Origin of the sequence: Microcystis sp. LE18-22.4A (assembly GCF_027531105.1) — a bacterium.
Lineage (GTDB): Bacteria > Cyanobacteriota > Cyanobacteriia > Cyanobacteriales > Microcystaceae > Microcystis > Microcystis aeruginosa.
On sequence record NZ_JAPZRB010000628.1, the window covers coordinates 1 to 2,003 of the forward strand.

Annotated in this window: 4 protein-coding genes and 1 pseudogene; 4 read left to right on the forward strand and 1 reads right to left on the reverse strand. The window is 34.8% G+C overall.

Features of this window, described 5'->3' with window-relative positions:
* A partial coding sequence (locus O9295_RS26780) for an adenine-specific methyltransferase EcoRI family protein (protein WP_288036301.1) occupies positions 1–373 on the forward strand: 373 nt, incomplete at its 5' end.
* Here the strand turns inward: O9295_RS26780 and O9295_RS26785 are convergent.
* Positions 335–538, reverse strand: coding sequence for a hypothetical protein (locus tag O9295_RS26785; RefSeq protein ID WP_193977252.1), 204 nt, complete (start codon positions 536–538; stop codon positions 335–337). The two genes, O9295_RS26780 and O9295_RS26785, sit on opposite strands and share 39 nt — an antisense overlap.
* Before the next feature lie 149 nt (positions 539–687).
* On the opposite strand from O9295_RS26785, the gene O9295_RS26790 reads away from it, so the two are divergent.
* The 3 genes and pseudogenes from O9295_RS26790 to O9295_RS26805 all read left to right on the forward strand — a co-directional run.
* Complete coding sequence (locus O9295_RS26790) at positions 688–936, forward strand: DUF4160 domain-containing protein (protein ID WP_002736965.1); 249 nt, start codon at positions 688–690, stop codon at positions 934–936.
* A gap of 4 nt (positions 937–940) precedes the next feature.
* The gene (locus O9295_RS26795; RefSeq protein ID WP_002737254.1) at positions 941–1,186 is read left to right on the forward strand and encodes a DUF2442 domain-containing protein; all 246 of its coding nucleotides are present in this window, start codon (positions 941–943) and stop codon (positions 1,184–1,186) included.
* Positions 1,187–1,607: 421 nt separating this feature from the next.
* Positions 1,608–1,862, forward strand: a pseudogene (locus O9295_RS26805) (adenine-specific methyltransferase EcoRI family protein); the annotation flags it as partial.
* Between the last annotated feature and the right edge of the window lie 141 nt (positions 1,863–2,003).

Consider the following 2,003-nt stretch of genomic DNA (forward strand, 5'->3'; position numbering starts at 1 on the left):
TTCTCCAAATAATTGTTTATGGTTAACCAACTTAGACACATCAAAACGACAGGAAGATATGGCTCTCACAAAAAGATATTTTGGCAATGAAGCTGAATATCCAAAATATGACAATTATGATGGAATTAATGTCAATAAAACTCAAGACATTCCCCTAGACTTCAAGGGGGTTATGGGTGTACCAATAACATTTTTACATAAATTCAATCCCGACCAATTTGAAATAATTAAATTCAGGAAAGGGAATGATGATAAAGATTTATCAGTAAATGGGAAATGTCCTTATTTTAGAATACTAATCAAGAATAAACGAATACAAACTGAATATATTGATTTAACTGACAAAGAAAAACAATGTATAACTCAGTCCTAGGGTGCGTTCCCTAATGCAAGTCCTGCTACTCCAGCGATCGATTTTTGGGAACGCACCATGCACATTGATGGCAGCTGTCAGTGCGATGCCGAAGAACGTAGTGCGATCGCCGTAATCTTCTTGATTAAACTTTAAAACTGCCATTGCTTGGGATAGGAACGTCACTGGCGATCGCTCTTTGGGGATAAGGAGAGGCGATGCCGAAGGCACTGCGTAGCAGATCGCTGATCTTGTCGTTTAGGTCGAGGTAACAAAACCCAACAAGCTTTGTTATAATATTTTTGTCATAAAGCAAGACTTATAAAAATAGATTTATGCCAGAAATTACTCGATTTTATGGAATTATCATTAAAATCTTTTTTGCCGATCATCCACCTCCCCATTTTCATGCGATTTATGGAGAATATAACGCCCTATTTAATCTGGAAACCTTAGAAATCATTGAAGGAGACTTACCTAATAGAGCCACAAAAATGGTTGTAGAATGGGCAACAATCTATCAATCAGAATTATTGAAAATGTGGAACACTCAAGAATTTAATAAATTACCACCTTTGAAATAAAACAATGCTTTATCCCAAAATAACATCAGCCGAAATCATTGAAAATTATACTCTATTGGTGCATTTTTCTAATCATCAAGCTAGAAAATATAACTGTGAAAATCTACTAGAAAAAACGATGTTTTCTTCCCTTAAAAACTATGCTTTCTTTAAAAACTTTCAACTTGATCCATCAGGTAGCGGAATCGTTTGGAATGATGAAGTTGATATAAGCGAGTATGAAATTTGGATCAATGGAATTGAACTATGATTGCCGATCTTGTAGTGCGATCGCTGTCATCTTGTTGATTAAACTTTAAAATTGTCATTGCTTGGGATGGGAACGCCAAGGGCGATCGCTTTTTGGGGATAAGGAGAGGCGATCGCTATCGCCGTAGGGTGCGTTCCCTAATGCAAGTCCTGCTACAAAGCGCTCGCTTTTGGGGAACGCACCATGCACATTGATGGAAACTGTGAAGTTAGAAGCATGAAACCCAACCCCCGATCATGTTACGTTACCGCTAACCCATCCTACAAATAATTGTGCCTCCCTACTTATCAAAAAAATGTTTTATATTATGCTTGAAATTTCTAAAACCTCTCTTCAAGTATTAGGCAGTGAAATATTTAATCAGATAAGCAAAAGTAAATAACTAAAAACAAAACATTTATTAAATCAAAAAAGGTTGAACATGGTAAGAAATGCAACAAATAAATTATTGCAAAATGCTAAAAAATTAAAAAGTGACGAGTTTTATACACAACTTTCAGATATAGAAAGTGAGTTGCAACATTATAAAAGTCATTTTGAAAATAAAGTAGTTTATTGCAATTGCGATGACCCCCGAATTAGTAACTTTTTTAAGTATTTTGCTGCAAACTTCAAAAAGTTAGGTCTAAAAAAAATAATAACATCTTGTTATCGAGAACAAGTGAGAGATTTATTTAGGGAGCATCTCACTTGTGCAATGAGTATTAATGCTTATAGCAGTCAAAAACTAGAAAATCTTGAACCTGATCACAAAGAGAAATGAGATTATAATAGTTATAACTTACGATTCAGAATATATCTCGATGGGAGGAACAGT

Bases quoted from the DNA above. Each gene is read 5' to 3' on its own strand.
- O9295_RS26790 (WP_002736965.1), top strand. From the start codon at position 688: ATGCCAGAAATTACTCGATTTTATGGAATTATCATTAAAATCTTTTTT.
- O9295_RS26795 (WP_002737254.1), top strand. From the start codon at position 941: ATGCTTTATCCCAAAATAACATCAGCCGAAATCATTGAAAATTATACT.